Genomic DNA, 12,602 nt, shown 5'->3' with positions numbered 1-12,602 from the left:
GAGAGCAGGTGCCCACACATTTTTTCAGAAGAGGAGATACGAACATGGATTACGCAAAAGAATCCTTAAAGATGCACTATGAGTTAAAAGGTAAAATTGAAGTTGTTTCAAGAGCAAAGGTTGATTCCAAGGATGCTTTAAGCCTTGCTTACACCCCTGGTGTTGCACAGCCTTGCCTTGAGATTCAGAAAGATATTAATAAAAGTTATGAACTCACCAGACGTTGGAATACCGTTGCTGTTGTAACAGATGGTACCGCAGTTCTTGGTCTTGGAGATATCGGTCCAGAGGCTGGTATGCCGGTTATGGAGGGCAAATGCGTTCTGTTCAAAGAGTTTGGTGATGTAGATGCTATTCCACTTTGTGTTCGAAGCAAGGACGTAGATGAGATCGTGCAGACCGTTCGCCTTCTGGCTGGAAGCTTCGGCGGTGTAAACCTGGAGGATATTTCCGCACCGAGATGCTTTGAGATTGAGAAGAAGCTGAAAGAGTGCTGTGATATTCCGATTTTCCATGACGACCAGCATGGTACTGCAGTTATTACGCTTGCAGGTGTGATCAATGCGCTGAAGGTTGTTGGCAAAAAAATCGAAGACATTAAGATCGTTACTTCCGGAGCGGGAGCAGCTGGAATTGCGATTATTAAACTTCTTATTTCCATGGGCCTTAAGAATGTTATTATGACAGATCGTAAAGGTGCAATTTATGAAGGCCGTGAGGGGCTGAACCCAATTAAGGAAGAGATGGCGAAGATCACAAACGCCAATCAGGAGAAAGGCTCCTTGAGTGAAGTGATCAAAGGTGCTGACGTATTTATCGGTGTTTCCGCACCTGGAACCCTTACTCCGGATATGGTTCGCACTATGGCGAAAAATCCGATCATCTTTGCCTGCGCAAACCCGACTCCTGAGATTTTCCCCGATGAAGCGAAGGCAGCAGGAGCAGCGGTAGTATCCACAGGTCGTTCCGACTACCCGAATCAGGTGAACAATGTTCTCTGCTTCCCGGGAATCTTCCGCGGTGCCCTTGATGTCCGTGCATCTGACATCAACGACGAAATGAAGATTGCCGCAGCTTACGCCATCGCAGGTCTGGTAAGCGACGAAGAACTCTGCGCTGATTATATTCTGCCAGCAGCATTTGATTCAAGAGTGAAAGATGCGGTTGCGAAGGCTACTGCTGAAGCTGCCATTAAGAGCGGAGTGGCTAGGATCTAAAATTCTTTATATATCCGTTTGTTTTCTTCTGCGGAGAATAACTTTAAACGATGCCCGATGCGAATCGCCTTTGAATCTGTTCCATGCCCGATCAAAGGTGATTTCGCAATGGGTGTCTTTTTTTCTGCGAATTCAAGGACTAGCTGCGCTATATCTGGTTGACAGTTATCCTCCTCCATTTTCGTAAACGTCCCCAATAAAATCCCATTCACCTTCTTAAATACCCCCATCTGGTTCAACTGGCTTAAATAAGTCACCATCTGCGGCAGTTTTCCTCCAAAGGACTCCAGAAGCAGGATTTTCTCCCGCATATCCGGCCAGTAAGGCGTGCCAGCCAGCTTCAAAAGGCACCGTATATTTCCTCCTACTACAATTCCCTCCATATGAGTCCCCCTCACAAATTCATAAGGAAAATCATAAAGAGAAGTGGCCCCCGCCAAGGTAGTACTAAGAAAGTCCGTTATCTGGGACTGGCTGTGATCGTAGGTGAGATTTCGTATCTGGTACAGGACAGATGATTTCCCTGTTCGGGCATAAATGGCATTTATAATTGTTGTCAGATCACTATATCCCCAAAAATGCTTTTTTTCGTAAGCAATGGTCTGAAAATCCAGATAGGATAAAATCTCGTTGGCCATATCCCCGCCAGATACGTCAAAAATATCCGTGACAGAATCATCCTCATAAAATTTCATAAGAGCCCCGGCACGTTCCCTGGCAGTTCCAGCCTGTCCGTTTTCATCTCCATAAAGATAAGGGCTAAGATCTACTTCTAGTCCGGATTTTTCCAGAATCTGCACCAACATTTTTATTGTTTCGGCCTGTTCTGGCCTAAGTCCGTTGGAACAACAGACAATCCCGATTTTGCTTCCCTGTTTCATAAAAAGTAATCCTTTCTTTTCAATAAAGTGCATGTGATTTTTTTATACATGTAACTTTTTCACAGATTTTACTATCTAAAACAATATATGAAGAATAAAAATACGCTCATTCAACACTTTTTATCTTCTTTTACATTATAAACAATAATTCCTCATAAATCCACCATTCATCCTGGAGCGTGTTTGAAAAAGCATTCCCGCAGTTGATGTTCACTGGTAACGTTTCGCAATCTGTACGCCCCACTTTGCGGTATATTTTGTAGAGATTTTTTTTTAACACACTCTGGAATCCCGAAACATTTTCAAAAAGCACTGGTCAAAATTTACGAAATTGCAGTGAAAAAATGAGAAAAAAGTGCAAATAAATTATTGACAGCTTATATAAATTAGAATATACTAATCAACGTAAGCGAAACATAATAATAAATAGGTGTTTCTAAAGCACAAAAAAGGAAGGATGATATGATGCCGTTATCAATGGTAAACGAAGGAGAGCCGCAGGTGATTAAAAAAGTCGGCGGTAAAGAAGAAACCCGTAAATTCCTTGAAAATCTTGGGTTTGTACAGGGAGCTACAGTAACCGTTGTAAGTGAGATCAGCGGTAATATGATCGTGAATGTGAAAGATTCCAGAGTTGCCATTGGCAAGGATATGGCGAATCGGATCATGGTCTGAAATCCAGAAAAAAGGAGCAAGTATTATGAAAACATTACGGCAAGTTGGCGTAGGTCAGACTGTCACAGTGAAGAGACTGCACGGTGAAGGACCAGTAAAGAGACGTATCATGGATATGGGAATCACCAAAGGGGTACAGATCTATGTACGTAAAGTTGCACCGCTTGGAGATCCTATTGAGGTAACCGTGAGAGATTATGAACTGTCTCTGAGAAAAGTCGATGCAGAAATGATAGAGGTAGAATAAGTACTGTACAGGATATAGTACTTTGCTGTGTGTACATAAGGGAAAAGTTACTGGTCACATATTTTTGAAAAACATTTTACAAATGTTGTCATATGAACAGTGGTAAAATCAGCACAGCATGAAATTGCATGTTCTGGAATAGAATGGGCAATTTTTTTTACCTTGCGGGTTAGCGAAACCTAATATAAGGTTGAAAGGCTAACAAACGAAAGCTGATTAAAACAATAGGCAGCACAGGGCAACTAAAATCAGCAGAAGCTGTATATAATAAGCCCGGAAAAAAAGAAAATCTGGAAAGAAAGAGGAGGCATGAAAATGTCGATTAAGATTGCACTTGCAGGTAATCCTAACTGCGGCAAGACCACATTATTCAATGCACTGACCGGCTCTAACCAGTTCGTTGGTAACTGGCCTGGTGTAACAGTAGAGAAAAAAGAAGGTAAACTGAAAGGTCATAAGGATGTAACCATCATGGACCTTCCTGGTATTTATTCCCTTTCCCCATACACACTTGAGGAAGTGGTTGCCAGAAATTACCTGATCAATGAAATGCCAGATGCGATCATCAACATCGTAGATGGTACAAACCTTGAGCGTAACCTGTATCTGTCCACACAGATCATGGAGCTTGGAATCCCGGTAGTTATGGCTATCAACATGATGGATCTGGTTCAGAAATCCGGAAACAAGATCCACATTGACAAATTAAGCAAAAAGCTTGGCTGCGAAGTAGTTGAGATTTCCGCTCTGAAAGGAACCGGAATCATGAAAGCTGCTGAGAAAGCAATCAGCGCAGCACAGAGCAAAAAGAAAACAATTCCGGTTCACGAATTTGCACAGGATGTTGAGGATGCGATCAAATCTGTTGAGAATAAGCTGACAGGAACTGTTGCAGAGGCTCAGAAACGTTTCTTTGCAATCAAGCTTATCGAGAAAGATGACAAGATCGTAGAGCAGATGAAGAGTGTTCCGGATGTGTCTTACGAAGTAAAGGCTCTGGAAGATAAATTCGATGATGATACAGAGAGTATTATCACAAACGAGCGTTATGTATACATCTCTTCCATTATTGGACAGTGCTATACAAAATCCTCTACAGGAAAGAAACTTACAACCTCCGATAAGATCGACAGAATCGTAACCAACAGATGGCTGGCGCTTCCGATCTTCGCAGTTGTAATGTGGGTTGTTTATTATGTGTCTGTAACCACTGTTGGAACTATTGTAACAGATTGGACAAATGATGTACTCTTCGGTGAGATTATTCCTCCGGCAGTTGAGTCTGCTCTGGAAGCTGTAAATTGCGCTGCATGGCTGCAGGGACTGATTCTTGACGGTATTGTTGCCGGTGTTGGCGCTGTACTTGGTTTCGTACCGCAGATGCTGGTTCTGTTCCTGTTCCTTGCATTCCTTGAGTCCTGCGGTTACATGGCTCGTGTTGCATTCATCATGGACAGAATCTTCCGTAAATTCGGTCTTTCCGGAAAATCCTTTATTCCAATGCTGATCGGTTCCGGATGTGGTGTTCCTGGAGTTATGGCTTCCCGTACAATCGAGAACGACCGTGACCGTAAAATGACAATCATGACTACAACATTTGTTCCTTGTGGTGCGAAGCTCCCGATCATTGCAATGATCGCAGGTGCATTCTTTAACAACAGCGGATGGGTTGCTACAAGCTCTTACTTTGTTGGCATCGCAGCAATCATCTGCTCCGGTATTATCCTTAAGAAAACAAAAATGTTCGCTGGCGAGCCGGCACCATTCGTTATGGAGCTTCCGGCATATCACTGGCCAACCGTTGGCAATATTCTGAGAAGCATGTGGGAGAGAGGCTGGTCCTTCATCAAGAAAGCCGGTACCATCATTCTTCTTTCCACCATCGTTCTCTGGTTCCTTATGGGATTCGGCTGGGAAGGCGGTTCCTTTGGAATGGTAGAAGAGCTGAACAACAGTATTCTTGCCAAGATCGGTTCTGCAATCGCCTGGATTTTTGCTCCTCTTGGATGGACAAAAGCAGGAGAAGGCTGGAAGATGGCAGTTGCTGCCGTAACAGGTCTTATTGCAAAAGAGAACGTTGTTGCTACATTTGGTATGCTCTTCGGATTTGCTGAGGTTGCAGAGGATGGAGCTGAGATCTGGGGAAATCTTGCACAGGTAATGACTCCTATTGCAGCATACGGATTCTTGGTATTCAACCTTCTTTGTGCTCCTTGTTTCGCAGCTATGGGTGCTATTAAGAGAGAGATGAACAATGCAAAATGGTTCTGGTTTGCAATCGGCTATCAGTGCGGTCTTGCTTATGTAGTTTCCCTTTGCATTTATCAGATTGGTACACTGCTTACAGGCGGCGGATTTGGAATCGGAACAGTTGTTGCATTCGTTCTGGTTGCAGCATTCCTGTACCTGCTGTTCAGACCATATAAAGAGAGCAACAGCTTAAAAGTTAATACAAAGAGTATTGCTTAAGCAAAGTTGTTAAAAATAATTCAGCCTGCATCCCTTAAAAGATACAGGCTGGAATTTTTATATAAGGGGAAATCACCATATCTTTTCACTTTGGAAAAAGATGCTCTGCAGCAGTGAAGGCGTGAACCGTTATGGTTTCTCCTTATATAGAAATTCCAGCCCTGATATAAAATCATACAGAAATCAAAAAGGATGGCGATGAAAATGATGAAAAACGCAGTTGAAGAAAAAGCATATGAAAATCAGGAAACATATCAGCGCACACAAATGCAGAAAGATATGATTCTTGAACGATTACGCGAACAGGGCTGCAGAATCACCAGACAGCGCCAGCTGATCCTGGATATTATTCTGGAGGAGGAGTGTTCCTGCTGTAAGGAAATCTATTACAAGGTACAGGAGAAAGACCGAAATATTGGACCGGCCACAATTTACCGCATGGTAAATATGTTGGAAAAAATCGGTGCCATCAGCCGCAAGAACATGTACCGGATTTCCGGCTGTGCAGCATGCTGCCAGGAAAATGGATGCACGGTAAGACTTAGCGATGCTACTGTCTGTAAGCTGCCTTCTGAAGTCTGGAAACAGGTTGTAAGAGAAGGGTTGAAAAATATGGGGTATATCGGAGATCAGGATATTGAAAGTATTGAGATGACTATGTCAAAGTGCAGGGCTTGAAAATTGGCATGATAGTATGAAGGCATATAAAAATAGCAGTTATCCAAGGGAGAGAGTTAGAGCCTGTTTGAAAAAAGCATTCCCGTAATCTGCACGCCCCTCTTTGCGGTATATTTCACTCAAATTGTGACGTACATCTTGCAGAAAGTTTTTTCAAACACGCCCTAAAACAGGGAGATAATGAGAATATTTCTCGATAAGCAAAATAGCACTGGGAATTTCAGAAAACCTGATATATAATACCAAAATATTGAAAAATAATTAACAACAATAGCGTTTCACTATAAGGAGGAATTTAATCATGGCAAGTTTTAAATGGGACAAGACAGGACTTTTTGCAGCAGGTGTTTTATTCGGAACAGCAGGTATCAAGCTTCTTTCCAGCAAAGATGCGAAAAAAGTTTACACAGAGTGCACAGCAGCTGTTTTAAGAGCAAAGGACTGTGTAATGAAGACGGTTACAACTGTTCAGGAAAATGCAGGTGATATCTATGCAGATGCACAGCAGATCAACGAGGACAGAAAAGCAGCTGAGGAGCCGTTTGAGGATGAGGCAGCTGAAGGCGAGACAGAGTTTAAAGAGACTGATGAAGCTGAAGAGGCTGAGACAGAGGAAGCTGCTGAGTAATCTGGCAGTGTAATACCTTGCAAACATATTGGGGACTGCCGTTTTTGCGACAGTCCTCTTAATCGTTGCTGTTCCTTTGAAAAACTCTGCGAAATATTTTGGTGAACAAACCTTACTAAAATTTCGAAGAGTGTGGCGCGAAGCGATTACGGTAAACGTAATGAACAGTAACTCTTGCTTTGAAGAAAAAGTAGGTGAACAAGTTGAAATTTACAATTAAACATGAGAAAAAAGGACGTATCAGAGTCCATCTTTTTCAAAAATATATGAATTTTACCCAGGCAGATACCCTTCAGTATTACTTGGAAAATCTGGATGGAGTAAAGAAGGCCCAGGTCTTTAATCGTACCAGTGATGCTCTTATCTATTACACTGGAGAACGGAATGAACTGTTAAAGGCAATTCAGGCATTTGGTTACAGCCGTGTCAGCGTACCCGCTCAGGTGCTGGAGAATTCCGGAAGAGAATTAAATGAGACTTATAAGGAGAAGCTGGTAAATAAAGTTATTTTCCATTACGGACGCAAACTGCTTTTGCCATATCCATTGTCTGCAATCTATACCACTGCAATGTCTGTGAAATACATCTGGCTGGGAGTCAAGACACTCTGGAAGCGTAAGATCGAGGTTCCGGTTCTGGATGCAACTGCAATCGGTGTTTCTATTTTCCGCGGCGACTTCTCCACAGCCGGTTCTGTTATGTTCCTGCTTGGAATCGGAGAACTGCTTGAGGAGTGGACCCACAAGAAATCTGTGGATGATCTGGCACGTACCATGTCTCTGAACACTGGTAAGGTATGGCTTCGCAGTGAAGGTACGGAAGTGCTGGTGGATGCAGACAAGATCCAGGCCGGAGATATGGTTGTAGTACATATGGGAAATGTGGTCCCATTTGACGGTTTGATCGCAGAGGGCGAGGCTATGGTAAACCAGGCTTCCCTGACTGGTGAATCTGTTCCTGTAAGAAAAGTGGAAGGAAATTCCGTATACGCAGGTACGGTTGTGGAAGAGGGCGAGGCTGTCATTACTGTAAAAGCAGTTGGTGGTTCCAGCCGTTATGAGAAAATCGCAGCCATGATCGAGGATACTGAGAAACTGAAATCCGGTCTTGAGAGCAAGGCCGAGCACCTGGCGGACAGACTGGTCCCATACACACTTGGCGGTACTGCACTTACTTATCTGCTTACCAGAAATGTAACCAAGGCTGTTTCCGTATTGATGGTTGATTTCTCCTGTGCCCTGAAGCTGGCAATGCCGGTTTCTGTACTTTCCGCTATCCGGGAGGCAGGAGAATACAAAATCACTGTGAAAGGCGGTAAATTTCTGGAGGCAGTTGCGGATGCCGATACGATCGTATTTGACAAGACTGGTACGCTTACCAAGGCAGAACCTACAGTAGCTGAGGTTGTTCCGTTTAATGGACAGAACGAAAATGAACTGCTAAGAATTGCAGCCTGCCTGGAAGAACATTTTCCCCATTCCATGGCGAAAGCTGTTGTAGACGCAGCGAAGAAGAGAAAACTGGATCATGAGGAAATGCATTCCAAAGTAGAATACATTGTGGCTCATGGTATTTCTACAACCATTGAGGGGAAAAAAGCAATCATCGGAAGCTCCCATTTTGTATTCGAGGATGAGAAATGTACCATTCCGGAAGGCATGGAAGAGAAGTTTAAAAATCTTCCAAATGAGTATTCCCATCTGTATCTTGCAATTGAAGGCAGTCTTGCAGCTGTTATCTGCATTGAGGATCCTCTCCGTGAGGAAGCTCCTGCAGTTGTAAAAGCGCTGAAAAAAGCCGGATTCAGCAAGGTGGTTATGATGACCGGAGACAGTGAACGTACAGCCAGGGCTGTTGCTGCCAAGGTCGGCGTTGACGAATATTATTCTGAGGTTCTTCCGGAAGATAAAGCAAGCTTTGTGGAAAAAGAGAAAGCAAAAGGACGCAAGGTTGTCATGCTGGGTGATGGAATTAACGATTCCCCGGCACTTTCTGCAGCTGACGCAGGTATTGCAGTAAGCGAAGGCGCTGAGATTGCAAGAGAGATTGCAGACATCACTATCGGTGCGGATAATCTGGAAGGTATCGTAGTTCTGAAGCATATCAGTGACGCGCTGATGAAGCGTATCCACAATAATTACAGAACGATCGTAGGATTTAACACTGGTCTGATCCTGCTGGGCGTTGCCGGAATCCTGCAGCCGACTACCTCAGCATTGCTTCACAATACTTCAACATTGCTGATCGGTATGAACAGTATGAAGAATCTGGTGGGCACTGAGGAAATCTGAACGGATGTGTCGCGCATTGCGGACATTGTAAAAAAATCGGGTTCTGATTGCGGGAATGATTTTTCAAACACGCTCTGCGGTAATAGTGGAACTTCAGAATATAATCAGAGAGTTAATGAGACTGTTTTTCATTAGCTCTCTTTTTTTGCTTAGTACTTGACAGAAATAAAGGATTAGTGTAAACTAACACCATAAAAGTTAGCATAAGCTAACCGAAGCGTAGAACTATAAAAATATATAATCAGCACATTTTACATAAAATAAAATGTAAAGGACTGCAGCAACTAAAACATATTTCAGAAGTGCAGGCGTTACTGGGAAGGTTGTAAACAGTAAACGGAAAGCTTCTAATTTTTTTAACAAAGGGTTAGAATGGACTAACGAAAATAAGGAGAAAACATTGCATGGAAGCAGGGAGGTTTCTTCATTTTCAGAAGCTTCAGGAAACCCGGAAAGGACAATTTACATGAGTATTGTAATCATCGGCGGAAATGAGAGAATGGTATGTCAGTATACCGATATCTGCAAAGACTATGGATATAAGGCGAAGGTTTTTCCAAAAGAGAACGGCGCCATCCGTAAAAAAATCGGATGCCCGGATCTGATGGTGCTTTTTACCAATACAGTGTCCCATAAAATGGTCATCAGTGCATCCCAGGAAGCAAAGAAAAACAACATTCCGGTAGCGCGCATCCATACCAGCAGCGCAAGCGCTTTAAAGTGTGCGCTGGATGAGCATGCGGTGATGGCATAAAAAAGATAAGGAGTTTATCATGATTGAGAAATGTCTCATTGAGCACTGTGCTCCCACCCTTGCTTCATTAAAAGCAGCCAATCTTTTCAATGCCTGTTGTGAAGAGGGAGAAAATATAGACCTTCAGATTTCCAGGTGGAATCAGCTGATGAATCCAAAGGGCGTGAAGCTGCTGGCACTTCGCAGTCGTGGTAACCGTTCTCTGGTTTATGTATACCGGGAAAAACAGCTGGCACAGAATCTGAATCGTCCTGGAGTTGCCCGGTTTCTGGAAAAATATGGATATGAAAATACAGAACCGGAACAGTGCCTGGCGTTACTGAAGAAGCGCTTTGAGGCATCAGAAGATTTTCCACATGAGATTGGGATTTTTCTTGATTATCCACTTGGGGACGTAATTGGTTTTATCCAGAATGGCGGACAGAATTATAAATGTTCCGGCTGCTGGAAAGTATATTGTAATGAATGTGAAGCATTGAAAATGTTTCAGAAGTACCATAAATGCCGGGAGGTTTATCGGAATCTATGGGCAAAAGGCAGGAGTGTTCTGCAGCTGACAGTGGCTGCCTGACATACAATGAAAGTCCCCTATGGGTGATAGTTAAAAAGCGATAAGGGTCGCGGAAAAGCTGATTTTCGTTATTAAAGTGCCGGATGTGGAGGAAACAAACATAAATGATCTCGCAGGCTGGCAATAAAATTATAAAAGAAAGAGGTTAAATGAAGTTATGAGTAAAGTAGCAGTTGTATATTGGAGCGGAACTGGTAATACAGAGGAAATGGCAAATAAAGTAGCGGAAGGTGCAAAAGCTGCAGGAGCTGAGGTAGAAGTGATCAGTGCAGATGATTTTGATGGAACAGATATCAGCAGTTTTGACGGTGTAGCTTTCGGATGCCCTGCAATGGGAGATGAGGAGCTTGAGGATTCCGTATTCCAGCCGGTATTCGAAGCATGTGAGCCAAAGCTTGCAGGCAAAAAAGTAGCGCTCTTCGGTTCCTACGGATGGGGAGACGGCGACTGGATGCGCAGCTGGGAAGAGAAATGCCAGAACGATGGTGTTACACTTGCAGCTGACAGCGTAATCTGCAACGAAGAGCCAGATGATGAGGCTCAGGCAGCCTGCATTGAGCTTGGAAAAGCTATCTGCTGATTGGAACTGTTTTTGAAAAAAACAGAATATAGATTATTATAACAATAATAACATTTACAGCCGCTATTAGTGCAAATAACGTACTAATGACGGCTGTTTTGATGAAACTTAAATAAATTGACCGAAATCCCGTCTGGGAGTATAATTGTGTCAGAAAAGTGAAACAGTAAAAATCCCCATAAAAGCCAAAGTTCACCCCTCTGTTCAAGGCCTTCCAGATAAGGTAAAATGAAGATTGCAAAGTGGGAGATCATCACAAAACGGATTTGTTGCCTATTTGTGACATCACTATATATGAGAGTCAGCTGTAGAGCGGGACTTTCACAGGATATTACAGTATAAAAGGAGAAAACAGAAATGGCAGTTACAGAGAATAAATATCAGCTTGGAACAGCTGAAAACCAGAAATTTCTGCAGGATGTTAGAGATGGCTTATTAAGCTTCGGACATCAGTTTCCGTCACCAGGAGGAAGCTCCTATTATCTTGGAGATGACGGCACTCCCTGGAAAGACCGTAACCGTGAAACCTGGATCACAAGCCGTATGACACATGTGTACAGCATTGGTTCCATGCTTGGACATGAAGGCAGCGAGGCATTGGCTGATGCAGCGTTGAAGGGGCTTAGAGGCGAGCTTCACGATGATCAAAATGGTGGTTGGTATGCAGGTCTTACAAAGGACAATGAAATTGTTCCAACCAAGCAGTGCTATGCCCATGCATTTGTAATTCTGGCAGCTTCTTCCGGCGTGTTGGCCTGCAGAGAAGGGGCAGCAGAGCTTTTGAAAGATGCCTTGGCACTTTATGATCTGAGATTCTGGAACGAGGAAGAAGGACTTTCCTGTGATACCTGGAACACAGAATTTACAGAGCTGGATTCCTATCGAGGCTTGAATGCAAATATGCATACCGTTGAGGCGTTTCTTGCCGCAGCTGATGTGACCGGGGATGAGAAATATCGTGTACGTGCAGGCAGGATCATCGACCATGTTCTGGTATGGGCAAAGGACAATAACTGGCGTATACCGGAGCATTTTTCCAGTGACTGGGTACCGGATCTGGAATGCAACAAAGACCGCCCGGACGACCAGTTTAAGCCATACGGCGCAACTCCGGGACACGGAATTGAGTGGGCAAGACTGATCACACAGTGGGCGCTTTCTACATATAAAGAGGACAAGGCTGGCGCAGCACCTTATATTGAAGCTGCAGAGAATCTGTATAACCGCGCAGTTGCTGACGCATGGAATGCAGACGGTGCACCGGGAATCTGTTACACAACAGACTGGAACGGCAAACCTATAGTCCATGACAGAATGCACTGGACTCTTGCAGAAGCAATCAACACCTCTTCCGTTCTGTTCCATGTAACAGATAATGAGAAATACGCAGCAGATTATGCAGTGTTTATGAAATATCTGGATGAGAAAGTTCTGGATCACGTAAACGGTTCCTGGTTCCACCAGCTGGACAGAGAGAACAATCTTCTGGAGACCGTATGGCCTGGAAAGTCTGATATTTATCATGCACTGCAGGCTACATTGATTCCATATTATGCTCCCGGTCTGTCCATTGCAGTGGCAGTGAAGAAGCAGGCAAGATAAAACAAAAAT

General features: G+C 43.6%; 13 protein-coding genes and 1 pseudogene. 11 read left to right on the top strand and 3 right to left on the bottom strand.

Annotated elements, in window-relative coordinates; all coding sequences use genetic code 11:
* The first annotated feature begins 44 nt into the window (after positions 1-44).
* Positions 45-1,217, top strand: a complete 1,173-nt coding sequence (locus ACESTK_RS15575) for an NADP-dependent malic enzyme (protein WP_373120193.1) — start codon at positions 45-47, stop codon at positions 1,215-1,217.
* On the opposite strand, the gene ACESTK_RS15570 is transcribed toward ACESTK_RS15575, so the two are convergent.
* Both ACESTK_RS15570 and ACESTK_RS15565 read right to left on the bottom strand, forming a co-directional pair.
* Positions 1,214-2,098 carry an LD-carboxypeptidase gene (locus ACESTK_RS15570; RefSeq protein WP_373120192.1) on the bottom strand — a complete coding sequence of 295 codons (885 nt, stop codon included), beginning with the start codon at positions 2,096-2,098 and terminating at the stop codon, positions 1,214-1,216. The genes ACESTK_RS15575 and ACESTK_RS15570 overlap by 4 nt on opposite strands.
* A gap of 210 nt (positions 2,099-2,308) precedes the next feature.
* Positions 2,309-2,368: pseudogene (locus ACESTK_RS15565) on the bottom strand (DUF6783 domain-containing protein); the annotation flags it as partial.
* A gap of 192 nt (positions 2,369-2,560) precedes the next feature.
* Between ACESTK_RS15565 and ACESTK_RS15560 the strand changes: the two are divergent.
* The 4 genes from ACESTK_RS15560 (at position 2,561) to ACESTK_RS15545 (ending at position 6,167) form a co-directional block, all read left to right on the top strand.
* The gene (locus tag ACESTK_RS15560) at positions 2,561-2,773 is read left to right on the top strand and encodes a FeoA family protein (protein WP_118581835.1); all 213 of its coding nucleotides are present in this window, start codon (positions 2,561-2,563) and stop codon (positions 2,771-2,773) included.
* Between the two features lie 25 nt (positions 2,774-2,798).
* The gene (locus ACESTK_RS15555; RefSeq protein ID WP_118581832.1) at positions 2,799-3,020 is read left to right on the top strand and encodes a FeoA family protein; all 222 of its coding nucleotides are present in this window, start codon (positions 2,799-2,801) and stop codon (positions 3,018-3,020) included.
* 315 nt (positions 3,021-3,335) lie between these two features.
* Entirely contained in the window at positions 3,336-5,489 is a 2,154-nt protein-coding gene (gene feoB / locus ACESTK_RS15550; RefSeq protein ID WP_118581829.1) for a ferrous iron transport protein B, read from the top strand.
* A 204-nt stretch (positions 5,490-5,693) separates the two neighbouring features.
* Entirely contained in the window at positions 5,694-6,167 is a 474-nt protein-coding gene (locus ACESTK_RS15545) for a transcriptional repressor (RefSeq protein WP_334286117.1), read from the top strand.
* 56 nt (positions 6,168-6,223) lie between these two features.
* Here ACESTK_RS15545 and ACESTK_RS15540 read toward each other — a convergent pair whose 3' ends face one another.
* Entirely contained in the window at positions 6,224-6,286 is a 63-nt protein-coding gene (locus ACESTK_RS15540) for a DUF6783 domain-containing protein (protein ID WP_368371145.1), read from the bottom strand.
* 182 nt (positions 6,287-6,468) lie between these two features.
* Between ACESTK_RS15540 and ACESTK_RS15535 the strand changes: the two genes are divergently transcribed.
* The 6 genes from ACESTK_RS15535 (at position 6,469) to ACESTK_RS15510 (ending at position 12,593) form a co-directional block, all read left to right on the top strand.
* Positions 6,469-6,795, top strand: a complete 327-nt coding sequence (locus tag ACESTK_RS15535) for a DUF6110 family protein (protein WP_173719160.1) — start codon at positions 6,469-6,471, stop codon at positions 6,793-6,795.
* Positions 6,796-6,998: 203 nt separating this feature from the next.
* Positions 6,999-9,086 carry a heavy metal translocating P-type ATPase gene (locus ACESTK_RS15530; RefSeq protein WP_227200998.1) on the top strand — a complete coding sequence of 696 codons (2,088 nt, stop codon included), beginning with the start codon at positions 6,999-7,001 and terminating at the stop codon, positions 9,084-9,086.
* 466 nt (positions 9,087-9,552) lie between these two features.
* Entirely contained in the window at positions 9,553-9,840 is a 288-nt protein-coding gene (locus ACESTK_RS15525; RefSeq protein WP_118581906.1) for a DUF2325 domain-containing protein, read from the top strand.
* Positions 9,841-9,859: 19 nt separating this feature from the next.
* Positions 9,860-10,411: a DUF3793 family protein gene (locus ACESTK_RS15520; protein WP_118581820.1), complete on the top strand. Its 552-nt coding sequence runs from the start codon at positions 9,860-9,862 to the stop codon at positions 10,409-10,411.
* Positions 10,412-10,568: 157 nt separating this feature from the next.
* Positions 10,569-10,991, top strand: coding sequence for a flavodoxin (locus ACESTK_RS15515; RefSeq protein WP_347088531.1), 423 nt, complete (start codon positions 10,569-10,571; stop codon positions 10,989-10,991).
* Between the two features lie 357 nt (positions 10,992-11,348).
* Positions 11,349-12,593, top strand: a complete 1,245-nt coding sequence (locus ACESTK_RS15510) for an AGE family epimerase/isomerase (RefSeq protein ID WP_373120190.1) — start codon at positions 11,349-11,351, stop codon at positions 12,591-12,593.
* Positions 12,594-12,602: the final 9 nt, after the last annotated feature.

The sequence above is a fragment of the Ruminococcus sp. Marseille-P328 genome (assembly GCF_964249465.1).
In the GTDB taxonomy this organism is placed as follows: domain Bacteria; phylum Bacillota; class Clostridia; order Lachnospirales; family Lachnospiraceae; genus Blautia_A; species Blautia_A faecis.
Note: the sequence above shows the minus strand (reverse complement) of the source record. Positions and strands in the feature narration are given on the sequence as shown.

Bases quoted from the DNA above. Each gene is read 5' to 3' on its own strand.
- ACESTK_RS15575 (WP_373120193.1), top strand. From the start codon at position 45: ATGGATTACGCAAAAGAATCCTTAAAGATGCACTATGAGTTAAAAGGT.
- ACESTK_RS15570 (WP_373120192.1), bottom strand. From the start codon at position 2,098: ATGAAACAGGGAAGCAAAATCGGGATTGTCTGTTGTTCCAACGGACTT.
- ACESTK_RS15560 (WP_118581835.1), top strand. From the start codon at position 2,561: ATGATGCCGTTATCAATGGTAAACGAAGGAGAGCCGCAGGTGATTAAA.
- ACESTK_RS15555 (WP_118581832.1), top strand. From the start codon at position 2,799: ATGAAAACATTACGGCAAGTTGGCGTAGGTCAGACTGTCACAGTGAAG.
- feoB (WP_118581829.1), top strand. From the start codon at position 3,336: ATGTCGATTAAGATTGCACTTGCAGGTAATCCTAACTGCGGCAAGACC.
- ACESTK_RS15545 (WP_334286117.1), top strand. From the start codon at position 5,694: ATGATGAAAAACGCAGTTGAAGAAAAAGCATATGAAAATCAGGAAACA.
- ACESTK_RS15535 (WP_173719160.1), top strand. From the start codon at position 6,469: ATGGCAAGTTTTAAATGGGACAAGACAGGACTTTTTGCAGCAGGTGTT.
- ACESTK_RS15525 (WP_118581906.1), top strand. From the start codon at position 9,553: ATGAGTATTGTAATCATCGGCGGAAATGAGAGAATGGTATGTCAGTAT.
- ACESTK_RS15520 (WP_118581820.1), top strand. From the start codon at position 9,860: ATGATTGAGAAATGTCTCATTGAGCACTGTGCTCCCACCCTTGCTTCA.
- ACESTK_RS15515 (WP_347088531.1), top strand. From the start codon at position 10,569: ATGAGTAAAGTAGCAGTTGTATATTGGAGCGGAACTGGTAATACAGAG.
- ACESTK_RS15510 (WP_373120190.1), top strand. From the start codon at position 11,349: ATGGCAGTTACAGAGAATAAATATCAGCTTGGAACAGCTGAAAACCAG.